Here is a 24,017-nt window from a genome sequence, read left to right on the forward strand (position 1 = left end):
CAGCCCTCAGGAGCGCTCGGGCCGCGAGCGCCCGTGATCAGCTGCAGCCGCTGGTCGAGCCGCAGCCCTCGCAGATGTAGCAGGAGCCGGCCCGCTGCATCTTGGTGCCGCAGGAGAAGCAGAGCGGCGCGTCGGCGCTGACGCCGAGCTGCATCTCGACGAGCTCGGCCGAGTTGTGCACGGCCTTCGGGGGCTCGACGACCGCCGGCTTGGGCGCGGCGACGGCCTTCAGCGTCTCGGTCTGGCGCGGAGCGGACTGGGCCAGGCCCTCGACGTCCATCTCCTCGTCGTCCAGGTTCGGCTCGTACGAACCGGTCTCCAGGTGGCGCTGACGCTCCTCGGCGGAGTGGATGCCGAGCGCCGAGCGGGTCTCGAACGGCAGGAAGTCCAGCGCCAGGCGGCGGAAGATGTAGTCGACGATCGACTGCGCCATCCGCACGTCCGGGTCGTCCGTCATACCGGCCGGCTCGAAGCGCATATTGGTGAACTTCGAGACGTACGTCTCCAGCGGCACGCCGTACTGGAGGCCGACCGAGACGGCGATCGAGAAGGCGTCCATCATGCCCGCGAGGGTCGAGCCCTGCTTGGACATCTTCAGGAAGACCTCGCCCAGACCGTCGTCGGGGTAGGAGTTGGCGGTCATGTAGCCCTCGGCGCCACCGACCGTGAAGGAGGTGGTGATGCCCGGACGGCCCTTGGGCAGACGCTTGCGGACCGGGCGGTACTCGACGACCTTCTCGACGGCCTTGCGGATCTCGGCCTCGGCCTTCTCCGTGACCTCCGCCTTCTCCTTCTCCTTGGTCTTCGCGGAGAGGGGCTGGCCGACCTTGCAGTTGTCGCGGTAGATCGCGAGCGCCTTGACGCCCATCTTCCACGCCTCGAAGTAGACCTCTTCGACGTCCTCGACGGTCGCCGTCTCCGGCAGGTTGACCGTCTTGGAGAGCGCGCCGGAGATCCACGGCTGGATGGCGGCCATCATGCGGACGTGGCCCATCGCGGAGATGGAGCGCTCGCCCATGGCGCAGTCGAAGACCTCGTAGTGCTCGGTCTTCAGGCCCGGGGCGTCGATCACGTTGCCGTGGTCGGCGATGTGGGCGACGATCGCCTCGATCTGCTCCGGCTGGTAGCCGAGGCGGCGCAGCGCCTGCGGGACCGTGCCGTTGACGATCTGCATCGAGCCGCCGCCGACCAGCTTCTTGAACTTGACCAGCGCGAGGTCGGGCTCAAGACCGGTGGTGTCGCAGGACATCGCGAGACCGATGGTGCCGGTGGGGGCGATGACCGACGCCTGAGCGTTGCGGAAACCGTTCTTCTCGCCCAGTCGGACCACGTCCTGCCAGGCCTCCGTGGCGGCGGCCCAGATCGGCGAGTCCAGGTCGTCGATGTGGACGGCCTTGGCGTTGGCGTCGGCGTGCTGCTTCATGACGCGCTGGTGCGGCTCGGCGTTGCGGGCGTAGCCGTCGTAGGCGCCGACGACCGCGGCCAGCTCGGCGGAGCGCTTGTACGAGGTGCCGGTCATCAGCGAGGTGATGGCACCGGCGAGCGCGCGGCCGCCGTCCGAGTCGTACGCGTGGCCGGTGGCCATCAGCAGGGCGCCGAGGTTGGCGTAGCCGATGCCCAGCTGGCGGTAGGCGCGGGTGTTCTCGCCGATCTTCTGGGTCGGGAAGTCCGCGAAGCAGATGGAGATGTCCATCGCGGTGATGACCAGCTCGACGACCTTGGCGAACCGCTCGACCTCGAAGGACTGGTGGCCCTCGCCGTCGTCCTTGAGGAACTTCATGAGGTTCAGCGAGGCGAGGTTGCAGGACGTGTTGTCCAGGTGCATGTACTCGCTGCACGGGTTCGAGCCGTTGATCCGGCCGGACTCCGGGCAGGTGTGCCAGTGGTTGATCGTGTCGTCGTACTGGATGCCCGGGTCGGCGCAGGCCCACGCCGCCTCGGCCATCTTGCGGAAGAGGGACTTGGCGTCGACCTCTTCGATGACGTCACCGGTCATCCGGGCACGCAGCCCGAACTTGCCACCGGTCTCGACGGCCTTCATGAACTCGTCGTTCACACGGACCGAGTTGTTGGCGTTCTGGTACTGGACGGACGTGATGTCGTCGCCGCCCAGGTCCATGTCGAAGCCCGCGTCGCGCAGCGCGCGGATCTTCTCCTCCTCCTTCACCTTGGTCTCGATGAAGTTCTCGATGTCGGGGTGGTCGACGTCGAGGATGACCATCTTGGCCGCGCGGCGGGTGGCGCCGCCCGACTTGATGGTGCCGGCGGAGGCGTCGGCACCGCGCATGAAGGAGACCGGGCCGGAGGCGTTGCCGCCGGAGGACAGCAGCTCCTTGGAGGAGCGGATGCGGGAGAGGTTCAGGCCGGCGCCGGAGCCGCCCTTGAAGATCATGCCCTCTTCCTTGTACCAGTCGAGGATCGACTCCATGGAGTCGTCGACGGACAGGATGAAGCAAGCCGAGACCTGCTGCGGCTGGGGCGTGCCGACGTTGAACCACACCGGGCTGTTGAAGCTGAAGATCTGGTGCAGGAGGGCGTACGCCAGCTCGTGCTCGAAGATCTCGGCGTCCGCGGGCGAGGCGAAGTAGCCGTGGTCCTCGCCGGCCTTGCGGTACGTCTTCACGATCCGGTCGATGAGCTGCTTGAGGCCGGTCTCGCGCTGCGGGGTGCCGACGGCCCCGCGGAAGTACTTGCTGGTGACGATGTTGACCGCGTTCACCGACCAGAAGTCGGGGAACTCGACGCCACGCTGCTCGAAGTTGATCGAGCCGTCGCGCCAGTTGGTCATGACGACGTCACGACGCTCCCAGGCCACCTCGTCGTACGGATGCACTCCGGGGGTGGTGTGGATGCGCTCGATGCGCAGACCCTTGGTCGCCTTGGAACCCTTGGTGCGGGATCCTCGTGCCGGGCCGCTCGCCGTCTCTGTCATGCCGCCTCCCATACGCGGGCGAAAACGCCCAAAAGTGCCCGAATGTTCCCGTGGCACGGTGTGTGTCTTGTGCCCCGGGCGCCTCGCGGGCGCCCGTGACAGGTCCTGGATTGCCGCCGATCGGCGACCGGGGTCCGCCGGTCAGTCGGCAGCGGTGGCGGGCACGGGGACCTCGGGGGTCACTCCGGCCACGCGCGCGTCCGCGTCGTCCGCGGGAGGCCGTTGTTCGCGCAGTTCCGCGATGGCGGCCTCGAAGTCTTCAAGGGTGTCGAACGCCCGGTACACGGACGCGAAGCGCAGGTACGCGACGAGGTCGAGCTCCTGCAGGGGGCCGAGTATGGCCAGACCCACGTCATGGGTGGTCAGCTCGGCGCTGCCGGTGGCGCGCACCGCCTCCTCGACCCGCTGGCCGAGCTTGGCGAGGGCGTCCTCGGTGACCGGCCGCCCCTGGCACGCCTTGCGGACGCCAGAGATGACCTTGGTGCGCGAGAAGGGTTCAGTGACGCCCGACCGCTTGATCACCATCAGCGAGGCCGTCTCCACCGTCGTGAAACGACGGGAGCAGTCGGGGCACTGGCGGCGCCTGCGGATCGACGTGCCGTCGTCGGTGGTCCGACTGTCGACGACACGGCTGTCGGGGTGCCTGCAGAAGGGGCAGTGCATGGATCCCAACCCTCCTTCGCAGCACGACTGAATGACCTCGGTGGGGCTGAACAGGCCCCGCGAAGCAGCCACAAGCATAGGCGATGACCGCGGCCCCAAGGACCACAACCACAACTTCTGGGTGGCGGTGCCAATCCAACCACTAGATCTGGGGTTTTGCCGCCAACTGCCCACTACCGCGTGTCGCGGCGCGGTCGCGCAGGGAACAGCGCGGGAAGGCGTGATTCCGGCCCGTGTCCACGCAGGCCCGGAGGGCGACGAAGCGCGGGCCGGCCGCCGCCGGAACACCGGATCGGGAACCGCCCGGCGGGCGCGCCCGACCCTGTTTCCGGGCGACCGGATGGCAGACTGGGAGGCCGGTACCGGCCATCGCGCCGCGGTCGTACGCACGCACGGTCCGGCGGCTGTCGGCGACGCTCCCGGGCGGCGCCCGCAGGCTCCGGCCTCAGCGGTGAAGGGTACCGTAATCGACCGAATTGCCTGCCGACCGGCCCCGGCAAGGGTGCCCGCATACACCCGGCTCCACCATCACGTCACGCTTTCTGCGATTTTTCACTCGAACGTGTGTTTGGCGCAACCTTTCGAAAGCAACTACCGTTGTCCAGCTAGGGAGACCATTTCGAGAGGGGCCGACGTGACCACCACCGCAGACAGTGCCACCATCACTGCCCAGGACCGCTCCCAGACCCGACTTGAGCCGGTGCATGCCATGAATGACGCAGTCACGAACCAGGAGGGCGGCGACCCCGCGCGGGCCACACGCTCGCTGCCCGGCCGACCTCCGGGCATCAGGGCGGACAGCTCCGGTCTCACCGACCGGCAGCGGCGGGTCATCGAGGTCATCCGGGACTCGGTGCAGCGCCGGGGGTACCCGCCGTCGATGCGGGAGATCGGTCAGGCGGTGGGTCTCTCCAGCACGTCGTCCGTCGCCCACCAGCTCATGGCCCTGGAGCGCAAGGGCTTCCTCCGCCGCGACCCCCACCGCCCTCGGGCGTACGAGGTGCGCGGCTCGGACCAGCCCAGCACCCAGCCGACGGACACCACCGGCAAGCCCGCGGCCTCCTATGTGCCGCTGGTCGGCCGGATCGCCGCCGGTGGCCCCATCCTCGCCGAGGAGTCGGTCGAGGACGTCTTCCCCCTCCCCCGCCAGCTGGTCGGCGACGGCGAGCTCTTCGTCCTCAAGGTCGTCGGCGACTCGATGATCGAGGCCGCGATCTGCGACGGCGACTGGGTCACGGTGCGCCGCCAGCCGGTCGCGGAGAACGGCGACATCGTCGCCGCGATGCTGGACGGCGAAGCCACGGTGAAGCGGTTCAAGCGCGAGGACAACCACATCTGGCTCCTCCCGCACAACGCCGCGTACCAGCCCATCCCCGGCGACGAGGCGACCATCCTCGGCAAGGTGGTGGCGGTGCTGCGGCGGGTCTGACCGACCCGCCGGCCGGACCGGCCCCGGGACCCACTGCGCCGGTCCCGGGGCCCTGTTGTGTCCGGGACCCGCTCCCGGCAGCCAAGGCGCCGGGTGCTACTTCCCGTCGGCCTTGGCGACCGCGTCGATCGCGGCGAGCGAGCGGCGCACCTGATTGCGGTCCGTGGTGTACCAGAAGTCCGGCAGCGAGGCCCGCAGATAGCTGCCGTAGCGCGCGTTGGCCAGCCTGGGATCGAGGACGGCGACGACACCCTTGTCCCCCGTCGCCCGGACCAGTCGGCCCGCGCCCTGGGCCATCAGCAGCGCGGCATGGGTGGCGGCCACCGCCATGAAGCCGTTGCCGCCGTTCTCCTCCACCGCCTTCTGGCGGGCGCTCATCAGCGGGTCGTCGGGCCGAGGGAACGGGATCCTGTCCATGACCACCAGCTGGCAGCTCGCGCCCGGCACGTCCACACCCTGCCAGAGGGAGAGCGTGCCGAACAGACAGGTCTCGGGGTCGCCCGCGAACGTCTTGATCAGCTCGCCCAGGGTGTCCTCGCCCTGGAGCAGGATCGGCTTGTCCAGGCGGCCGCGCAGCTCCTCGGCGGCGGCCTGGGCGGCCCGCATCGAAGAGAACAGGCCCAGCGTCCGGCCACCGGCCGCCTCGACCAGCTCCGCCAGCTCGTCCATCATGTCGCCGCGCGAGCCCTCACGGCCCGGCGTGGCCAGATGCCGGGCGACGTAGAGGATCCCCTGCTTCGGGTAGTCGAAGGGCGAGCCGACGTCGATGCCCTTCCACTGCGGGACGTCCTCGCCCTCGGTGCCTTCCGGCGCGAGGCCCAGCGACGCGCCCACCCCGTTGAAGTCACCGCCGAGCTTGAGCGTCGCCGAGGTGAGCACCACCGACCGGTCGGCGAAGAGCTTCTCCCGCAGCAGCCCCGACACGGAGAGCGGGGCGACCCGCAGGGAGGCGCCGAAGCGGTCGTGCCGCTCGTACCAGACGACGTCGTACTCGGATCCGTTGGAGATCCGCTCGGCCACGCCGTGGACGCTCTCGACCGCAGCGAGGGCCTGCTTGCGCACCGCGTCCTCGTCCTGGACGGACTTGTCGCGGGTGGAGCCGAGCGCCGAGATCACCGTACGAGCAGCGTCGCGCAGCGCCATCAGGGCGTATCCGAGATCCTCGGGGATCTCCTCCAGACGGCCGGGCAGCGCCAACTCCATCAGCCGCTCGAAGCCCTCGGCGGCGGTCTGGAGCTGGTCGGCGGCCTTCTCGTTGACGAGCTTGGCGGCCCGTCGCACGGCCCGGTTGACCTGCCCCGGGGTGAGCTCGCCGGTGGCGACGCCGGTGACCCGGGAGACCAGCTCGTGCGCCTCGTCGACGATCAGCACTTCGTGCTGCGGGAGCACCGGGGCGCCCTCGATGGCGTCGATGGCGAGCAGGGCGTGGTTGGTGACCACCACGTCCGAGAGCTTGGCGCGCTCGCGGGCCATCTCCGCGAAGCACTCCGCCCCGTACGCGCACTTCGAGGCGCCCAAGCACTCCCGGGAGGAGACGGACACCTGGCCCCAGGCGCGGTCCGAGACGCCGGGCGTCAGGTCGTCCCGGTCGCCGGTCTCCGTCTCGTCGGCCCAGTCCCGCATCCGCAGCAGGTCCTGCCCCAGCTTGCTGGTGGGCGCGGCCGCCTCGAACTGGTCGAAGAGACCGTCCTCCTCTTCCTGCGGCACGCCCTCGTGGAGGCGGTGCAGACAGAGGTAGTTCGACCGGCCCTTGAGCATGGCGAACTCCGGGCGGCGGCGCAGCTGCGGGTGCAGCGCGTCGACCGTACGCGGAAGATCGCGCTCCACGAGCTGCCGCTGGAGCGCCAGGGTCGCCGTGGCCACCACGACGCGCTCGCCGTGCGCCAGCGCCGGCACCAGATAGCCCAGGGACTTTCCGGTGCCGGTGCCGGCCTGGACGAGCAGGTGGGAATTGCCGTCGATGGCGTCGGCGACGGCCGTGGCCATGGTGACCTGGCCGGGGCGCTCCAGACCGCCGACGGCGGCGACGGCGGCGTGCAGGAGCTCGGGGAGAGATGGCTTCGTCATAGCCCGTTAACCCTAATCCGTGGGTAAGACAGTGCCGGACGAGATCAGAGTTCGTTACGGGCTGTTCGAGCAGTGGGGCCGTGACGCCTGCGTTAACCCGGGCATCCGATGTCTCCCCGTAGATCGCGTGCGCGGTCCTGCTGCTTGTGGTGGAGGCCACGTGGGCGCCGGGCGGATGTCTTTACCGTGCCAGGCGCGTGAAGCCTCTTGGTAGACCGTGCACCGTCCGGCGTCCTCGCGACCGCCACCACCTCTGTCAACACCCGCACCATGGTCACTCGTTGGTGTTGGTGGTGCGAGCCCGCTCCACGGTGACTCCTTGATACGCCCGAGCCCGTTTGAGCTCCTGCATAGACCGGGGCCCGTGGGGATGAGCTGGTGCCACGAACGGCTACCGAGGTGTCGGTCCGGCCCATCGTGGTCGAGGCCTGGGATTAGGGCGCCGCGTGGTCCCGCATGAGCTCGTGACCAGCACGAACCTGCACATGGGGAAGGAAAGACCTTGATCTACTGCGGCATCGACTGGGCGGAAAGGACGCACGACGTCGCCTTGGTTGACGACACCGGCCGATTACTGGCCAAGCGGCACATCACCGACGACGCGGCCGGTTACAAGATCCTGCTGGACCTGCTCGTCGAGCACGGCGACAGCGAGGAGGACCCGATCCCGGTGGCGATCGAGACCTCCCGCGGCCTGCTCGTCGCCGTTCTGCGGACGGGTAAGCGGCAGGTGTTCGCGATCAACCCGATGGCGGCCGCCCGCTACCGCGACCGGCACTCCGTCTCGCGCAAGAAGTCCGACCCGGGCGACGCCCTGGTCCTGGCGAACATCCTGCGCACCGACATGCACGCCCACCGGCCCCTGCCAGGCGACTCCGACCTCGGCCGCGCCATCGCTGTGCTGGCCCGCGCCCAGCAGGACGCCACCTGGAACCGGCAGCAGACGGCCAACCAGCTGCGCTCGCTGCTGCGCGAGTACTACCCGGCCGCCCTCGCGGCCGCCGAGACCTGGAAGAACGGTCTGTGCCGCCCCGAGGCCTTCGAGCTCCTTCGCCTCGCCCCGACGCCGTCCCAAGCTGCGAGGCTGACCCGCTCCCAGCTTCAAGCCGCGCTCAAGCGAGCCGGCCGCAAGCGCGGCATCGACGCCGAGGCCGAGCGGCTCCGCGAGGTCCTCCGCGCCGATTGGGCCCACCAGCCACCCCTGGTCGAGGACGCCCTGGGCAAGCAGATGTTCGCCCTTCTCATCCAGCTAGAAGCCGCATCCCAGGCAGCCGACGACTTGGCCGAGGCGGTGGAAGAGGCTTTCCCTCAGCACCCGGACGCCGAAGTGATCCTTAGCTTCCCCGGTCTCGGCGTCCAGCTCGGCGCCCGGGTGCTCGCCGAGATCGGAGACGACCGCACCCGGTTCGCCGACGCCCGCGGGCTGAAGGCCTACGCCGGCTCCTCGCCCATCACCCGGGCCTCCGGCAAGAAGTCGTCCATCACCAGACGGTGGGTGAAGAACGACCGGCTCAACCACGTCGGATACCTCTGGGCGTTCTCCGCACTCACCGCCTCACCCGGCGCCAAAGCGCACTACCCCAAGCGCCGCGACGAGCACGGGGACTGGCACGCAGCCGCCCAGAGAAACCTCTTCAACCGCATGATCGGACAGCTCTACCACTGCCTGCAGCACAACAAACCGTTCGAGGAACAGACCGCGTTCCCCACCCATTTTTCCGCAGCCGCTTGACGAGTTACCTCCCCGAGGTGTCTACGGGGCACCACTGACAATCGGATCACGTCGGCGGTGCGAGCGGGTTCGGGACGGTGCCCGCGACGGCCGCGTGCGGGCGCTCGGGGCGGTCCCGGTAGCCGTCCAGGTGCAGGCGGTTCCGGTTGAGACAGAGCCGCTCGATACGGGGCGTGAGCAGGTCGAACGTCTCGTAGCGCTTCTTGAGCTCGGGGAAGCGCGCCTGGTGGCGCAGGATCTCGTCGCGCACCAGCGCCCAGAAGTCGCACTCCGGAACGTCCAGTTGCTCCTCGCACATTGGCGCGAGATAGCGGAACACGCCGACGAAGAGACCGGAGTGGATGAACTGGGTGAGGAAGGAGGGCGGCTCGGTCAGCAGGACGTCCCGTACGTCCTCGGGCATCGAGTCGTGCTCGGGCAGCGGCTCCGCGCTGATGTTGACGTCGTCGACGAAGTCCTTGATCGCCAGGCGTACGGGCACGTCGTGGTCGTCGAAGACGACGATGGCGTTCTCCCCGTGCGGCGAGAAGACCGTCCCGTAGCGGTAGAGGAACCGCAGCAGCGGCGGCAGCAGCGCGGCGAACAGCCGGCGCAGCCAGACCTGCGGGGCGAGGCCCGAGCGGGCGACGAGTTCGGCGGTGAAGGCACGTCCCTGCGGGTCGGTGTGCAGCAGCGCGGCGAGGGTACGCGCGCGTTCGCCCGCCCGGAGGCGGGTCTGCAGCGGCTCGCGCCAGATCGCCCCGAGCAGCTCTTTGTACTGGTACGGAACCTCGGCGAGGTGGTCGTACAGCGGGTGCTCGACCGCCACGGAGGCCACCTCTCCGAGCAGGATCACCTCGCATTCGTCGCGCAGGAACGGATCGGCGTCGCGCACGGCGTGCACCCAGGCCGTGACGGCCGGGGCAGCGAGCGTGCGCTCGGTGGGCAGCCCTCGCCAGACGAGCGTGTTCAGGATGGACAGCGGCAGCTTCACGGTGTGCCGGTCGGGGCGCGAGGTGTTGAGGAAGGTCCGGATGGACTGCTGCGGCAGCCGGAGGTCGGCGTCGCCCGGCAGCGGGACGATCGCGCCTTCGGCGACGGCCGGGGCGAAGAGCGGCAGCACCACTTCGTCCCACTGCCAGGGGTGCACGGGCAGATAGAGGTAGTCGTCCGGGGCGAGTCCACGCGCGCGTAGCGCGGCGGCGAAGCCCTCGCGGACCGCCGGGTCGAGCTCCCGGGTGTAGAGCCGGTCGGGCGTGGCGAGCGCGCCGACGCCCCGGTAGCGGGCGAGGTCGGTGCGGACGGCGATCCAGGGCAGCCGGGCGGGCGTGCGGGCCTCGGGGGCCCACCGGGCGGTGTCGACGGCCGAGAACCCGACCCGCCCCTTGTTCAGGACGAGCCAGGGGTGCCCGGTCTGGTGGCCCTCCAGCTCCGCGTATCCGAGCTCCGCGAGGCGCGCGGCGGGCAGCGCGGTGTGGTCGAGGCGGGTGTCGGCGGCGAGCGTGGCCGTGAGCTCGCCGACGAGGTGGCCGAAGGTGGCGCCGTCGAGCCGGAGCGTGCGGCGGGCGCGCACGAGGAAGGCGAGCGGGTCGGTGAAGGGCTGCCCGCCGTGGCTGACGGACTCGGCGTCGACGAGCCAGTCGTCGTACGCGCCGCGCCGAGCCCGGAAGGAGAGGGCGGAGCCGTCGTCCAGGGACTGGGTGTAGGGGGTGCAGGGGCGGCGGGGGATGCGGTGGGGGGTGTGGTGGGAGGCGCGGCCCGGGCCCGGGGCGTCTTCGGGGGCCTCCGGGGCTCCGGCTTCGAGGGCTTCGAGGGCTTCGAGGGCTCCTCCGGGATCGTCCGCTCGAAGGTCCTCGGTGCCGCCGTCCCGCTGCGCGACCGGCTCGATGATCCCTTCGTACGCAAAGGCCCCGAGCATCTTGGCGAGCAGCCGACGGGCCGCGCGGTCCCAGGCGTCGCGGTTCAGCTCGGGCGGCGCGAGCAGCGCGGGCGGCGCTGGTGGTGTGGACAGCCCGGGCGGCGTGGGCGGTGTGAGTGGCTCCTCCGTTTCCTCGGAATCATCGGGGACAAGCGGGTTCGGCAAGGCGACTCCTCGGGGTGGAACCGATGCGGTTCGAGCGGTGTATGTAGGGCAGCGGGTGGTTCACAGCAGGTTCCTGAGCGCGCGATCACGAACCATGAGGGCGGCCCGCTTGTCGGGAAGGTCAACTTCCGCGGAGAACCGGAAGCCGGCGCTCAGAAAGGCGGAGACGGAGGGGGTGTTGCGCAGATCGGGTTCAGCAACCACACGGGGACAGAGCGGCCGGTTGTCGAGTACGAGATCGGCGACGGCTCGGAGCAGCGCGGTCCCGACCCCGCGCCCACGATCGGCGACACCGCCGATGAGGAGGTGGATACCGGTGTCGTGTGGCCGCGCCGGATAGTGCCGGGCCAGCGGGTCGAGATCGGCCCGGTAGATCTCCCAGTAGCTCATCGGCGTGCCGTCGAGCAGCCCGAGGCACGGCACGCTCCGCCCGTCGCCGTCGAGTTGGGGCCGCAGATGCGCCGCCGTGACCGACTCGGGCCCGGCCAGCTCCCAGAAGGCGGCCACGGCGGGATCGTTCATCCAGGCACTCAGAAGGGAGAGATCACGTTCGACCCGGACGGGGACGAGCTGGAAGGCGCCGACGGGCGTGGTGACCGGTCCCCACGCCTCGGGGCAGTCGAGCAGGTCGTCGCCGCGGGGGTGGGGGGCGGTGTGGGGGGTGATGCGGGAGGGTGTGTGTGGGGTGAGGTGGGTGGCGCCGACGGGGCTGTACGTGTGAGGGGTGCGGGGGGCCGGATGGGAGCGGTCGGGCTCTAGCTCGGGCTCGGGCTCGGCCTCGGCCTCGGCCTCGGACTGGAGAGGTGACGGGGGGCGGGCGCCCGCTTCCGCACCTGCCGTCGCGGCGTCTGCCGCGTCGGGGCCGGGGGTCGCGCGGCCCGGGGCTCCGACGTCGGGGGTCCGGAAGTCGGGTACACCCGGGTCCGGGACGCTCGATTCCGGGAGGCCGGACTCCGGGACGCCGTCCTCGCCGCCTCCCCCCTCAGCCGCGCCCGTCCTTCCCATCCCGTCCGCTCTCGACTCCCCGAACAGCGCGACGAGTTCGTAGGGCAGCCGCATGTCCAGCGTGTCCTCGGCGCCGCCGGGCCGGGGGGAGGGACCGGCTCCGGCGTCGGCGTCGGTGCTCGCATCGGTGGGAGGCACGGCGACGTTCCTCTCTCCTCATTCAGCTGTTCGTGGAGATCAAAGGGATCAAGTCGTGGTGATCAAGTTCCGGTGGTGTGAAGGGGGTTGGCGATGGTGACGTAGACGGACTGGGTGTCGACCGGGCCGACGAGCTCGTCGAGGCCGTGCAGCCGGGTCATGAGGTTGGCCTTGCAACGCAGGGTCGGGCTGTCCAGGAGGTACGCGGGCAGCGGCGAGCCGAGTGCGGTGGCCTTGGCCAGGAACTGCCGCAGGGCGGCGAGGAGCACGCGCTCGTCGGCCAGGCGCTGGGCCCCGAAGGCTCCGACGAGGCCGAGGACGTTGTTGATGCCGAGGTAGTAGGCGAAGCGTTCGTCGGTGACGGCGTCGGAGACGAAGGTGTCGCTGGCGGTGCCGACTCCGGGCAGTCGGCGTTCGAGGGCGTTCCGGTGGGACTCGCGGAAGTAGTAGCCCTGGTTGTCGCGGTAGCGGCCGCCGACGGGCCAGCCGTCGGGGTCGAGCAGCACCAGCGTGTTCTGCTGGTGGGCTTCGAGCGCGATCCCGGCCGTGGCGTCCAGCCAGAGCACGGGGCGGACGACCTGGTCGAGGTAGCGCAGGAACCACTCGGCGGCCACGGCCGGGGTCGGGCGGCCGGTGCGGGCGGCGAGCTTGGCCACGATGTCGGCGAGCCGCGAGTGCATCGCGCTGTCGGGGCGGCCGGGCAGCGGGCGCGGCGCGGTCAGTGCGGCGATGCAGACGGCGTCGTCGCTGGGGCCGAACGGGTTGTGGCGGATCATCACGTCGAGCCCGCGCACCGGCTGGCCGTCCAGGGCGTCGACGGCGAGCCAGGCCGGGTCGCGGACGATGTCGAACCCGGGGTGCGCCGCCTGCCACTGCTCGGCGAGGCCGGTGCGCAGCAGCCGGTGGACCTCCACGCCTCGGTGGAGTTCTTTGCGGAGGTTCTCCCGGCGGGAGTTGGTGATGCGCAAGCCGAGGGAGAGCTTCAGCATGGCGTCGGCGCCGGGCCGGTGCACGGTACGGACGGAGGAGGTGGGGTGCCAGGGGTCGCCGTGGGGGCCGAGGTCGCGCAGGAACCCGGCGTCGAGCAGTTCGACGACGGCCGGCTGGTGGGCGAGCTCGCGCGCCTGCCAGGGGTGCACGGGCAGCGCCACGGTGTTCGCCGGGACGTGGAGTCCGGCGGCGAGCCGGGCGGTGAGTTCATCGGCGGTGACCGGTCGGCCGCCGTCCGTCCAGGCCGAGTCGGCGGCGAGCACGGTGCGGTCGACGGCCATCCAGTGCAGCGGGAAGGAGCCGCGCAACTCGGGTGAGTAGAGGCGTACTTCAGCCTCGGAGAGTCCTTCGCGGCTCTTCGGGGTGGGGTGGAGGGGGTGACCGAGAAGGAGGGACTGTTCGGCGGAGAGGAAGAGGTCGGCCTCGTCGGCGGGGCCGGGGTGGCGGCGGCGTTCCGCGATGAACTCCGCGGTGCGCCGGACCGAATCGGCGACGCGGCCCACCAGATCGGCGCCCTCGCTGCGGCCGGACTCGCGGTTGATCAGGGCGGCCACGGTGACGGCGTCGACGGCCGGGGCGCCGTGCGGGGCGCCCTCCAGCTCCGGCGTGCCGAAGCGGTGCCATCCGGTGGCGGACCAGTACCGGACGGGGACGAGCAGGGCGGTGCCGCTGGCGCGCAGCCGGATGCGCAGCACGGGCCCTTCGGGTGCGGGGAGGTCGTTCTCCCGTACCCAGCAGCGGAGCAGGTTCTCGACGGCCGCGGCCTCGGCGGCGGCTTGCGGGTCCGGGTGGTCCAGCGGCTCCCGCTCCAGGAGGTCCTGGCCCACGGGGACTTGGGCCCGGGGGTCCTGGTCGCGGGCGCCCTGGCCGTGGGAGTCCTGGTCGGTGGCGGGCAGCCGTTCGCCGTGGATCCCCGCCTTCTGGCGCGGCACCGTCGCCGTCTCTGCCACAAGGGGGCCGCAAGGGGCGGTGGGGCGGCCGGAGCCATCGGGCGCGTCGGGTGCGGGGATGCGGTTCACGGTGGGCTTCCTTGTGTGGTGGACCGGGTCAGTGGGACGGCCCGGCATCGGTCCGGTGGCGGGTCGCGCGCTCCGCGGCGGCCAGGGCGTCGGCCAGCCGGTCGAGGACGGCGACCGCCTGTTCGTCGGTGAGGGTGAGGGGAGGCAGCAGCCGTACGACGCTGGAGTGGCGGCCGCCGAGTTCGACGATGAGGCCCCGGCACAGGCATTCGCGCTGGACGGCGGTGGCCAGCGCGGGCGCGGCGGCCGCGGTGCCGGTCTGCGGGTCCTCGCGCTCGGGGTCGACGAGTTCGACGCCGATCATCAGGCCCCGGCCGCGGACGTCGCCGATGGTGGGGTGGTCCGCCGCCAGGCCCTGGAGCCGGGCGAGCATCCGGCCGCCGAGCAGGGCGGCACGTTCGGCGAGCCCGTTCTCGCGGACGTAGGCGAGGGTCGCGGTGCCCGCGGCCATGGCGAGTTGGTTGCCCCGGAAGGTGCCCGCGTGGGCGCCGGGCTGCCAGACGTCGAGGTCGTCGCGGTAGACGATCACGGCGAGCGGGAGCGAGCCGCCGATGGCCTTGGAGAGGACCATCACGTCCGGCACGATCCCGCTGTGCTCGACGGCCCAGAAGGCGCCGGTGCGGCCCACGCCGGTCTGCACCTCGTCGGCGATGAGCGGGATGGAGCGGGCGGCGGTGATCTCGCGCATCCGGCGCATCCAGGAGTCGGGCGCGGGATTCACCCCGCCCTCGCCCTGCACCGGCTCAACGATCATTCCGGCGGGGGCGGGCACCCCGCCCTTGGGGTCGTCGAGCAGGCTCTCGGTCCAGCGGGCGGCGAGCTCGGCGCCGCGCTCGCCCCCCACGCCGTACGGACAGCGGTAGTTGAGCGGGTAGGGCAGCCGGGTCACCCGGGCGTTGGAGGCGCCGCCCGAGGCGTCGAGGGCGCCGGCCGTCATGCCGTGGTACGCCCCGGTGAAGGCGAGCAGTCCGCCCCGGCCGGTCGCGGTGCGGACCAGCTTCAGCGCGGCCTCGACGGCGTCCGTCCCGGCCGGGCTGCAGAACTGGATCCGCGCGTGGTCGGCCAGGGGGCGCGGCAGGGTGGTGAACAGCTCGGTGGTGAACGCGTCCTTGACCGGGGTGGCCAGGTCGAGCGCGTGCAGCGGGGCGCCGGAGTCGAGGACCTTGCGGATGGCTTCGAGCACGACCGGGTGGTTGTGCCCGAGGGCCAGGGTGCCCGCGCCGGCGAGGCAGTCGAGGTAACGCCGCCCGTCCGCCCCCTCGATGGTCAGTCCGCGCGCCCGCACGGGCACGATCGGCAGCGAGCGGGCGTACGTCCGGGCGGCGGACTCGCGCAGGGACTGCCGCCGCAGGATCCCCTCGTGGGCGGGCGGTGTCCGCGGCGGTGTGGTCGGAAGCTCGGCCGACGCTGGTACCGGCGCGGATTCGGTCACGGCCACGAGTTCTGGTCCTCCCACGGTGCGCGCTCCGCTGTGCCTGCTGCGCCAGCCGCGCGCCGGGACCCTGTGACGGTTCCGTGGCACGCCCGTTGCCCGGTGCGAACGGTGGGGCTGAACGCTGGCGTGTCGTCCCCCGTACGTACCAACGACGCCGGAGCCGGAGGATCACGGGCAAACGGGAAGATCCTTGCGGAGCGGAACCGCGGCCCTGCCGCGCACCGTCCCAACCGGCACCGGCATAGTGGGGGCCGCACTTCGGCCGGAACTTTTCGGCCGGAGCGAGGTGGGCCGCCGACTTCGACGAAGTCGGCGGGTTCGCTTCAGTAACGGCAAGCGGTGGAGCAACGGTGGCTGCACCGCGCAACAGCAGCTTCAGTACCGAAGTCCCAGGGGGATCAAGAACATGCGACCGACACGTCCGAACTCCGCGGCCCATGGTGGGAGGGGCGCACATCGCCGGACCTCCCCCGTGCTGGCCGCGCTCGGCCTCACGGCCGCTCTCGCCCTGACCGCCACCGCGTGCGGTCCGGGCGGCGACGACAAGGCCGACTCCAAGCCGACCGCCTCGGCGACCGCCGGTGACGACGGCCTCCAGATCCCGGACGACATCAAGGACCGGCTCAAGAAGCACGGGATCGACCCGGACAAGTGGAAGAACGGCGAGTGGAAGAACTGGGACAAGTCCAAGTGGCTGCGTGAGGCCAAGGACTTCGTCAACCCGATCATCCAGGACCTGTGGGACCCGGACCGGATGCGGAAGGCCGAGAAGCCCCCGCAGAAGCCCGTCCCCAACGACATCTCGGGCGACAAGGGCGTGACGGACCCGACCCCGGCGCCCGTCAAGGCCAAGGCCCAGAAGGCCCCGTACCACGAGAGCCTGCCGGAGCTCGGCAAGCTCTTCTTCGACGGCCCCGAGGGCTCGATGGTCTGCTCGGCGACCGTCGTGAAGGACCCGGCGCACCCCGGCAAGTCCAACATGGTGTGGACGGCGGGCCACTGCGTCCACGCGGGCGCCAAGGGCGGCTGGTACCGCAACATCGCCTTCGTGCCCTCGTACAACAACGCCGACCTGTCGCTCGCGCAGCTGAAGAAGGCGACCCGGCAGCAGATCGCGCCGTACGGCGTGTTCTGGGCCGACTGGGCGCAGACCTCGCAGCAGTGGATCCAGGGCGGCGGCCCGACCGGCGGCCAGGGCGCTCCGTACGACTTCGCGGTGCTGCACGTCACCCCCGAGAAGGGCAAGGGCAACAAGTCCCTCGAGGAGACGGTCGGCACGGCCCTGCCGGTGGACTTCAACGCCCCGGCCGTGCCGAAGATCGCGAGCATGACGGCGAACGGCTACCCGGCCGCGCCGCCGTACGACGGCCAGAAGCTGTACCAGTGCAAGGACAAGCCGGGCCGGCTCTCGCTCGACGCCAGCACCCCGACGATGTACCGCCTGGGCTGCACCATGACCGGCGGATCCTCCGGCGGCGGCTGGATCGCCGCGGGCGCCGACGGCAAGCCCGCGCTGGTCTCCAACACCTCCATCGGCCCGGTCACGGCCGGCTGGCTGGCGGGCCCGCGCCTGGGCCCGGAGGCCAAGGGCGTGTACGACTCGGTCAGCAACAAGTACGCGGGCCAGTAGGCCCGGCCGGGGTCCGGGAGCTCTCTCCACGAGAGCTCCCGGACCCCTGTACGAGACCCCCACGAGCTACCGGCATAGTGGGGGGCTGCGCAACGGCGGTCCCGGAAGACCCCGTTTCCCGATATGACGTGCCCATGGCAACACGCCGTCCCGGCGTGCCGCCCGGCACGCGCAACTGAACAAGGTACGAGCACAACTCAGGGGGAATCGTTTCCATGCGATCCATACGTCCGCTGCTGGCCTCCACCGGCCTCGCGGCGGCACTCGCGCTGACGGCCACCGCGTGCGGCCCCGGCGACGACGGCGCGGACAGCAAGCCGTCCGCGTCGAGCACCGCCCAGGGCAAGGGCGACCAGGGCCTTCCCGACGACGTCGCCGGCGCCCTCAAGAAGCACGGCGTCGACCTCGACAAGTGGAAGAACGGCGACTGGAAGAACTGGGACCAGGCCAAGTGGCTGCGCGAGGCCAAGGACTTCGTCAACCCGGTCATCGCGGGCCTGTGGAAGCCCGAGCGGATGCGGTCCGCCAAGGACCCGCAGAAGACCATGGCCGCCGGTGACGTCAACGGCGCCCCGGGCATCAGCGATCCGGAGCCGCGGCCTGTTCAGGCCAAGGCCGAGAGCCTGCCCTACCACAACTACGCCGCCCCGGTCGGCAAGGTGTTCTTCGACTCCCCCGAGGGCTCCATGGTGTGCTCGGGCACCGTCGTGAAGGACCCGGCGCACCCCGGCAGGTCCAACCTCGTCTGGACCGCGGGCCACTGCGTCCACGCGGGCGCCAAGGGCGGCTGGTACCGCAACATCGCCTTCGTCCCGGCCTACAACGACCAGGGCAAGTCGGCGGCGCAGCTGCGCAACGCGCAGTCGCAGGAGATCGCCCCGTACGGCGCCTACTGGGCCGACTGGGCCTCGACCTCGGGCGAGTGGATCGCCGGCGGCGGCCACACCGGCGGCACCGGCGCCCCGTACGACTACGCCGTGCTGCACGTGAACCCGGAAAGCGGCGGCAAGTCGCTCGAAGAGACCGTCGGCAACGCGCTGACCGTCAACTTCTCGACGCCGGACGCGCACTCCGTCTCGGCGATGGGCGCCTGGGGCTACCCGGCGGCGCCGCCGTACGACGGCCTGAAGATGTTCAAGTGCGTCGACCGCCCGGGCCGCCTGTCGGTCGCCCCGAGCACGCCCGCGATGTACCGCATCGGCTGCACGATGACCGGCGGCTCCTCCGGCGGCGGCTGGTTCATCACCGGCAAGAGCGGCAAGGCGGAGCTGGTCTCCAACACCTCGATCGGCCCGGTCACCTCGGGCTGGCTGGCCGGACCCCAGCTGGGCCCCGGCGCCCAGCAGATCTTCACCCAGATGAGTCAGAAGTACGGCGGCCGGTAAGGCCGACCGCACCTGACGACGACAAGGCCCGCCCCCTCGTACGGAGGGGGCGGGCCTTGTTCGTTCAAGCGAGCCGGTCAGTGCCCGGCCGCGCGCGTGGTCAGTGCTTGGCCGGTACGTACGGAGCGAGCTCCGCCGCAAGCACCTCGTGCACCCGCGCCTTGAGCAGGGTGCCCTCCGGGGTGTGCTCCTCGGAGATCACCTCGCCCTCGGCGTGCGCCCGCGAGACCAGCTGTCCGTGCGTGTACGGCACGAGGGCCTCGATCTCGACCTCGGGGCGCGGCAGTTCGGCGTCGATGATGCCGAGCAGCTGCTCGATGCCCATGCCCGTACGCGCCGAGACCGCGATGGAGTGCTTCTCGATCCGCAGCAGGCGCTGGAGGACCAGCGGGTCGGCCGCGTCCGCCTTGTTGATCACCACGATCTCGGGCACGTCGACCGCGCCCACCTCGCGGATCACCTCGCGCACGGCGGCCAGCTGCTCCTCCGGAGCCGGGTGCGAGCCGTCCACCACGTGCAGGATCAGGTCGGAGTCGCCGACCTCCTCCATGGTGGAGCGGAACGCCTCGACCAGGTGGTGCGGCAGGTGCCGGACGAACCCGACGGTGTCGGCCAGGGTGTAGAGCCGGCCGCTGGGGGTCTCGGCCCGGCGCACGGTCGGGTCGAGGGTGGCGAACAGCGCGTTCTCCACCAGCACGCCCGCGCCCGTGAGGCGGTTGAGCAGGGAGGACTTGCCCGCGTTGGTGTACCCGGCGATGGCGACCGAGGGGACCTTGTTGCGACGGCGCTCCTGGCGCTTGATCTCGCGGCCGGTCTTCATCTCCGCGATCTCCCGGCGCATCTTCGCCATCTTCTCGCGGATCCGCCGCCGGTCCGTCTCGATCTTGGTCTCACCGGGACCACGGGTGGCCATGCCGCCGCCGGACGAGCCGGAGCCGCCACCACCCATCTGCCGGGAGAGCGACTGGCCCCAGCCGCGCAGCCTGGGCAGCATGTACTGCATCTGGGCGAGCGAGACCTGGGCCTTGCCCTCTCGGGACTTGGCGTGCTGGGCGAAGATGTCGAGGATCAGGGCGGTCCGGTCGACCACCTTGACCTTGACGACGTCTTCCAGGTGGATGAGCTGGCCGGGGCTGAGCTCACCGTCGCAGACCACGGTGTCGGCGCCGGACTCCAGGACGATGTCTCGCAGCTCCTGCGCCTTGCCGGAGCCGATGTAGGTGGCCGGGTCGGGCTTGTCACGGCGCTGGTACACACCGTCGAGCACCATCGCGCCCGCCGTCTCGGCGAGGGCCGCGAGCTCCGCCAGGGAGTTCTCCGCGTCCTTCAGCGTGCCCGTGGTCCAGACGCCCACCAGCACGACGCGCTCCAGGCGCAGCTGGCGATACTCGACCTCGGTGACGTCTTCCAGCTCGGTGGAGAGGCCCGCCACACGCCGCAGGGCGGCGCGCTCGGAGCGGTCGAACTGCGCGCCGTCCCGCTCGCCGTCGATCTCGTGGCTCCAGGCGACGTCCTCTTCCATCAGGGCATCGGCCCGAAGGCTCTCGGTGCGGTTCTTCTCCGCGAAGCTCTGCTCGTCCTGGGAAGGGGATGAAGAGGAGGTCATTGGATCCTTACGTCGTTGGAATTGCGGTTACGTCGGTCACAACGCGTAATGGACCCGAAAGATTCCCGAGTGGAATCCGGCCCCGGCGGCGCCGCCGACCCGACGATGGTCGCACGGTGCCGCCGGGGCCGTCACCCCGGTTTTCCGGCGCCCGACAGGGCGGGTGCCGTAGGCCTAGGCGTGCCGGGGCGCGACGCTGCGCCAGTCCTTGTGCCCGGGCATCGGCGGCGTCTTCGCCCCGTACAGCCAGCCCTGGAAGAACCCGGCGAGGTCGCGCCCGGCGACCTCGGACGCGAGGCCGGTGAAGTCGGCCGTGCTGGCCGTCCCGTCCTTGTGGTCGCTCACCCAGCGCCGCTCCAGCTCGCCGAACCTCGCCTCCCCGATCTCCTGCCGCAGCGCGTACAGCACCAGCGCGCTCCCGTCGTAGACGACGGGCCGGAAGATGCTGATCTTCTGGCCGGGGGCGGGCGGCTTGGGGGCGGCTGGCGGTCCGCCCGCGGCGCGCCAGGCGTCGGACTGGCGGTAGGCCTCGCGCATCCGGGTCTCCAGCGGCCGCTTGCCGTGCTCCTGCGCGTACAGCGCCTCGTACCAGGTGGCGTGCCCTTCGTTGAGCCAGAGGTCGGACCACGCGCGCGGGGAGACGCTGTCGCCGAACCAGTGGTGGGCCAGCTCGTGCACCATCACCGAGTCCACGTACCACTCGGGGAACCCGGTGCGCAGGAACAGCGACCGCTCGAAGAGCGACAGGGTCTGGGTCTCCAGCTCGAACCCGGTGTCCGCGCCGGCGATCAGGACGCCGTACGTCTCGAACGGGTACGGACCGACCAGGTTCTCCATCCACGCGATCTCGGCGGGCGTCTTCTTCAGCCAGGGCTCCATCCGCTGCCGGTCGGCCGCCGGGACCACGTCGCGCACGGGCAGCCCGTGCGGCCCCTCGCGGCGCAGCACGGCCGAGCGGCCGATGGAGACCTGGGCGAGCTCGGTCGCCATCGGGTGTTCGGTGCGGTACGTGGAGACGGCCCGGCCGCCCTCCCTCGTCCAGCCGGTCTCCAGCCCGTTGGCGACGACCGTGTACTCCTTGGGGGCGTCCACCCGGAAGGTGAACATCGCCTTGTCAAAGGGGTGGTCGTTGCACGGGAACACGCGGTGGGCGGCGTCGGCCTGGTTGGCCATCACCAGGCCGTCGGTGGTGCGCACCCAGCCGCCGTCCTCGGCGCCGCGCGGGTCACTGGTGTGCCGGACGGTGATCCGCAGCTCCTCCCCCGGGTACACCGGGTGGCGCGGGGTGATCACCAGGTCCTCTTGGGCGCTCGCGAACTCGGCCTTCCTGCCGTTGACCTCGACGCCGTGGACGGTGCCGCGCGCGAAGTCCAGGTTGATCCGGTCGAGCCAGCCGGTGGCGCGGGCGTCGATGGTGGTGACGGCCTCCATCGGCTTGCTGTTGTCGCCCGGATAGGTGAATCCGATGTCGTACGCGATGACGTCGTACCCGGGGTTGCCCAGCGTCGGGAAGAGCGGGTCGCCGATTCCGGCCGGGGCGGGCGGCGGCGGAGCGGCGGCCAGGACACAGGCGGCTGCGGTGGCCAGCAGAGCGGCACGCACACGGCGTGAGGAGAGCAGCATGCCCTACCGCTACCAGCACACCGTGCGAGGGCGGGGCCGACGCGCACCACCCCCACCCGAACGAGCGTCGGCCGTCGGTTCAGCCGGCCGCGGCCGGGTGCTGCGCGCGGCTCACGTCGTACACCCCCGGCACATCGCGCATCACGCGCATCAGGGCGGGCAGCTCGGCGGCGTCCGGCAGCTGGAGCGTGTAGGTGTGCCGCACCCGCTGCTCGCTGGGCGGCTCGACAGTGGCGGAGACGATCGCGGCGCCCGCGGTGGCGATGGCCTCGGTGAGGTCGGCGAGCAGGCGCGGGCGCCCGAACGCCTCGGCGACCAGCGTGACCCGGCAGGCGGCGGTCTCTCCCCAGCGCACCCCGACCCTGGCCCGTCCGAGGGCCGTCATACGGGCCACTGCCGGGCACTCCTCGCGGTGCACGGTCACGGCGCCGCCGCGCACCGCGAAACCGGTGACCGCGTCGGGCGGCACCGGCGTACAGCACCCCGCGAGCCGTACGGTCGCGTCCGGCAGGTCGGTGACGGCGTTGGCGGCGCTGCGCCGGTCGGTGGTGACGGAGACCTGCGGGCGGGGGGCGGCCGCCGGAACCTTGACGCCTTCGGGGTGGGCGGCGAGCCAGCCGGTGATGGCGATCCGCGCGGCCGGGGTCCTGGCGTGGTCGAGCCAGTCCGGGGACGGCCCGGAGGCGGCGTCCTGGGCGAGCAGCAGCTGCACGGTGTCGCCGTCGCTCAGGACCGTACTGAGCGTCGCCAGACGGCCGTTGACGCGCGCGCCGATGCAGCGGTGGGCGGCCTCGCCGTGCTGGGCGTACGCGGCGTCCACACAGCTCGCTCCGGCCGGCAGGCCCAGGGTGCGGCCGTCGGCGCAGAACACGGTGATCTCGCGGTCCTGCGCCAGTTCCTCCCGTAGGGAGGACCAGAAGGTGTCGGGGTCCGGCGCGTTCTGCTGCCAGTCCAGGAGGCGGGAGAGCCAGCCGGGCCGGGTGGGGTCCTCGCGCTCGTCGGCCGCCGGGTCGGCGCCGTCGCCGGGCCCGCCCCCGGCGTACGGATTGCCGAGGGCGACGACGCCGGCCTCGGCCACCCGGTGCATCTGGTGGGTGCGGATGAGGACTTCGGCCACCGCGCCGTCGGAGCTCGCCACCGCCGTGTGCAGCGACTGGTACAAGTTGAACTTGGGGGCGGCGATGAAGTCCTTGAACTCGGAGATCACCGGGGTGAAGCAGGTGTGCAGCTCACCGAGGACGGCGTAGCAGTCGGCGTCCTCGGCGACCAGGACGAGCAGTCGGCCGAAGTCGGTGCCGCGCAGCTCTCCGCGTTTGAGCTGGACGCGGTGGACGGAGACGAAGTGCCGTGGCCGGATGAGGACTTCGGCGCTGATGCCGGCCTCGCGCAGCACCGCCCTGACGCCGTCCGCGATGGTGGTCAGCGGGTCCTCGTAGCCCGAGTTGGCCGCGATCAGCGCCCGGGTGCGCTCGTACTCCTCGGGATGGAGGATGGCGAAAACCAGATCCTCCAGTTCGGTCTTGAGGGCCTGCACCCCCAGCCGTTCGGCCAGCGGAATCAGCACGTCACGGGTGACTTTGGCGATTCTCGCCTGCTTCTCGGGGCGCATCACGCCCAGGGTGCGCATGTTGTGCAGCCGGTCCGCGAGTTTGATCGACATCACGCGTACGTCGTTGCCGGTGGCGACGAGCATCTTGCGGAAGGTCTCGGGCTCGGCCGCCGCCCCGTAGTCGACCTTCTCCAACTTGGTGACGCCGTCGACCAGATAGGTGACTTCCTCGCCGAACTCCGCCCGTACCTGATCGAGCGTCACCTCGGTGTCCTCGACGGTGTCGTGCAGCAGCGAGGCGGTCAACGTGGTGGTCTCGGCGCCCAGTTCGGCCAGGATCAGGGTGACGGCCAGCGGATGCGTGATGTACGGCTCGCCGCTCTTGCGGAACTGGCCCCGGTGGGACGTTTCCGCGAGGACGTACGCGCGCCGCAGCACCGCCAGGTCGGCGTCGGGGTGGTGGGCCCGGTGCGCCTCGGCGACGTGTCCGATGGCGTCGGGCAGCCGGTCGCGCGAGGTGGGGCCCAGCAGGGCGGCCCGGCCCAGCCTGCGGAGGTCGATCCTGGGAAGGCCGCGTCGGCGACTCTGTGCGTCAGGATTCGTGGCCTCTGCACTCATGGGGCACCTCCGGCAGCATCGACCGGCGGTGGAAAGGCAGGCGTGCCCTCCGGGCCGGTGCTTGATGCTACCGACCCCACCACGTGGCGCAGTCCGGCTCTCGCTCAGCGTGAACCGGATCACCCATTCGAGCG

At 71.3% G+C, this 24,017-nt stretch carries 14 protein-coding genes; 4 read left to right on the forward strand and 10 right to left on the reverse strand.

The features are described from left to right. Nucleotides 1-37: 37 nt before the first annotated feature. Together IE252_RS24470 and nrdR are read right to left on the reverse strand one after the other, a co-directional pair. A complete protein-coding gene (locus tag IE252_RS24470; protein WP_190091626.1) occupies nt 38-2,932 on the reverse strand; it encodes a vitamin B12-dependent ribonucleotide reductase in 2,895 nt (964 codons plus the stop codon). A 141-nt stretch (nt 2,933-3,073) separates the two neighbouring features. Then, nucleotides 3,074-3,595, reverse strand: a complete 522-nt coding sequence (gene nrdR, locus IE252_RS24475) for a transcriptional regulator NrdR (RefSeq protein ID WP_101390516.1) — start codon at nt 3,593-3,595, stop codon at nt 3,074-3,076. Between the two features lie 634 nt (nt 3,596-4,229). On the opposite strand from nrdR, the gene lexA reads away from it, so the two are divergent. Next, complete coding sequence (lexA, locus tag IE252_RS24480) at nt 4,230-5,024, forward strand: transcriptional repressor LexA (RefSeq protein ID WP_067165097.1); 795 nt, start codon at nt 4,230-4,232, stop codon at nt 5,022-5,024. A gap of 96 nt (nt 5,025-5,120) precedes the next feature. Here the strand turns inward: lexA and IE252_RS24485 are convergent, their stop codons facing one another. Beyond that, complete coding sequence (locus tag IE252_RS24485) at nt 5,121-7,091, reverse strand: ATP-dependent DNA helicase (RefSeq protein ID WP_190091627.1); 1,971 nt, start codon at nt 7,089-7,091, stop codon at nt 5,121-5,123. Nucleotides 7,092-7,593: 502 nt separating this feature from the next. Here IE252_RS24485 and IE252_RS24490 point away from each other — a divergent pair. Continuing rightward, nucleotides 7,594-8,823: an IS110 family RNA-guided transposase gene (locus tag IE252_RS24490; RefSeq protein ID WP_190091628.1), complete on the forward strand. Its 1,230-nt coding sequence runs from the start codon at nt 7,594-7,596 to the stop codon at nt 8,821-8,823. A 46-nt stretch (nt 8,824-8,869) separates the two neighbouring features. On the opposite strand, the gene IE252_RS24495 is transcribed toward IE252_RS24490, so the two are convergent. The 4 genes from IE252_RS24495 to IE252_RS24515 all read right to left on the reverse strand — a co-directional run bounded on the left by IE252_RS24495 (nt 8,870) and on the right by IE252_RS24515 (nt 15,475). After that, nucleotides 8,870-10,885, reverse strand: a complete 2,016-nt coding sequence (locus tag IE252_RS24495; RefSeq protein WP_373298596.1) for an IucA/IucC family protein — start codon at nt 10,883-10,885, stop codon at nt 8,870-8,872. Between the two features lie 60 nt (nt 10,886-10,945). Continuing rightward, the gene (locus IE252_RS43410) at nt 10,946-11,890 is read right to left on the reverse strand and encodes a GNAT family N-acetyltransferase (protein ID WP_373298606.1); all 945 of its coding nucleotides are present in this window, start codon (nt 11,888-11,890) and stop codon (nt 10,946-10,948) included. A gap of 200 nt (nt 11,891-12,090) precedes the next feature. Next, complete coding sequence (locus IE252_RS24510; protein ID WP_229848768.1) at nt 12,091-14,037, reverse strand: IucA/IucC family protein; 1,947 nt, start codon at nt 14,035-14,037, stop codon at nt 12,091-12,093. A gap of 28 nt (nt 14,038-14,065) precedes the next feature. Beyond that, entirely contained in the window at nt 14,066-15,475 is a 1,410-nt protein-coding gene (locus IE252_RS24515) for a diaminobutyrate--2-oxoglutarate transaminase family protein (protein ID WP_190091630.1), read from the reverse strand. Nucleotides 15,476-15,878: 403 nt separating this feature from the next. Here IE252_RS24515 and IE252_RS24520 point away from each other — a divergent pair, with 403 nt between their 5' ends. Together IE252_RS24520 and IE252_RS24525 are read left to right on the forward strand one after the other, a co-directional pair. Continuing rightward, nucleotides 15,879-17,102, forward strand: a complete 1,224-nt coding sequence (locus IE252_RS24520) for a trypsin-like serine peptidase (protein ID WP_190091631.1) — start codon at nt 15,879-15,881, stop codon at nt 17,100-17,102. Between the two features lie 215 nt (nt 17,103-17,317). Continuing rightward, nucleotides 17,318-18,487 carry a trypsin-like serine peptidase gene (locus tag IE252_RS24525; RefSeq protein ID WP_190091632.1) on the forward strand — a complete coding sequence of 390 codons (1,170 nt, stop codon included), beginning with the start codon at nt 17,318-17,320 and terminating at the stop codon, nt 18,485-18,487. A gap of 100 nt (nt 18,488-18,587) precedes the next feature. Here the strand turns inward: IE252_RS24525 and hflX are convergent, their stop codons facing one another. The 3 genes from hflX to IE252_RS24540 all read right to left on the reverse strand — a co-directional run bounded on the left by hflX (nt 18,588) and on the right by IE252_RS24540 (nt 23,883). Beyond that, complete coding sequence (gene hflX, locus IE252_RS24530) at nt 18,588-20,093, reverse strand: GTPase HflX (RefSeq protein WP_190091633.1); 1,506 nt, start codon at nt 20,091-20,093, stop codon at nt 18,588-18,590. Between the two features lie 174 nt (nt 20,094-20,267). Continuing rightward, nucleotides 20,268-21,716 carry a M1 family metallopeptidase gene (locus IE252_RS24535; protein WP_190091634.1) on the reverse strand — a complete coding sequence of 483 codons (1,449 nt, stop codon included), beginning with the start codon at nt 21,714-21,716 and terminating at the stop codon, nt 20,268-20,270. 79 nt (nt 21,717-21,795) lie between these two features. Continuing rightward, entirely contained in the window at nt 21,796-23,883 is a 2,088-nt protein-coding gene (locus IE252_RS24540) for a RelA/SpoT family protein (RefSeq protein ID WP_190091635.1), read from the reverse strand. Between the last annotated feature and the right edge of the window lie 134 nt (nt 23,884-24,017).

This window comes from Streptomyces melanogenes, from assembly GCF_014649795.1.
In the GTDB taxonomy this organism is placed as follows: domain Bacteria; phylum Actinomycetota; class Actinomycetes; order Streptomycetales; family Streptomycetaceae; genus Streptomyces; species Streptomyces noboritoensis.

Coding starts and splice junctions, on each gene's coding strand:
- hflX (WP_190091633.1), bottom strand. CDS start 20,093: ATGACCTCCTCTTCATCCCCTTCCCAGGACGAGCAGAGCTTCGCGGAG.
- IE252_RS24535 (WP_190091634.1), bottom strand. CDS start 21,716: ATGCTGCTCTCCTCACGCCGTGTGCGTGCCGCTCTGCTGGCCACCGCA.
- IE252_RS24520 (WP_190091631.1), top strand. CDS start 15,879: ATGCGACCGACACGTCCGAACTCCGCGGCCCATGGTGGGAGGGGCGCA.
- IE252_RS24525 (WP_190091632.1), top strand. CDS start 17,318: ATGCGATCCATACGTCCGCTGCTGGCCTCCACCGGCCTCGCGGCGGCA.
- IE252_RS24540 (WP_190091635.1), bottom strand. CDS start 23,883: ATGAGTGCAGAGGCCACGAATCCTGACGCACAGAGTCGCCGACGCGGC.
- IE252_RS24470 (WP_190091626.1), bottom strand. CDS start 2,932: ATGACAGAGACGGCGAGCGGCCCGGCACGAGGATCCCGCACCAAGGGT.
- IE252_RS43410 (WP_373298606.1), bottom strand. CDS start 11,890: ATGGGAAGGACGGGCGCGGCTGAGGGGGGAGGCGGCGAGGACGGCGTC.
- IE252_RS24485 (WP_190091627.1), bottom strand. CDS start 7,091: ATGACGAAGCCATCTCTCCCCGAGCTCCTGCACGCCGCCGTCGCCGCC.
- nrdR (WP_101390516.1), bottom strand. CDS start 3,595: ATGCACTGCCCCTTCTGCAGGCACCCCGACAGCCGTGTCGTCGACAGT.